Origin of the sequence: Neisseria sp. P0001.S007, assembly GCF_051963655.1 — a bacterium.
Classification (GTDB): Bacteria; Pseudomonadota; Gammaproteobacteria; order Burkholderiales; family Neisseriaceae; genus Neisseria; species Neisseria subflava_A.
Genome location: NZ_JBQCUB010000026.1, coordinates 1 through 449 on the forward strand (window position 1 = coordinate 1; position 449 = coordinate 449).

General features: G+C 54.3%; 1 pseudogene. It reads left to right on the top strand.

The annotated features are described in order from the left end of the window. A pseudogene (locus ACTHRE_RS11065) lies at nucleotides 1-449 on the top strand (hypothetical protein); the annotation flags it as partial.

The following is a 449-nucleotide window of genomic DNA, read 5'->3' on the forward strand; positions in this document are numbered from 1 at the left end:
ACCGACTACAGCATCGACTTGGCTGACGGCACCAAAGCCGAAATCCAAAAAGGTGTGGATGCCCAAACCACCGTTGACAGCAAAGGCCTGACCTTTAGCGGCGACAACGGCAGCACCAATATCGAAAAACTCGGCTCCACCGTGACCGTTGCCGGCGACGACAACATCACCACCGAAGCCCAAGACGATAAAGTGACCGTTAAGCTGAAAAAAGACCTGGTAGTGAACAGCGTCGAAGCCGGCGACACCACCGTGAACAACGACGGTGTGAAAGTAGGCGACGATGTCGCATTGACCCAAGACGGCGTTAAAGCAGGCGATGTCAAACTGACCAAAGACGGTTTGAACAACGCCGGCAACAAAGTGACCAACGTAGCTGACGGCGACCTCAATGCCAACAGCAAAGACGCCGTCAACGGCAGCCAACTGTTTGCGACCAACCAAAACGT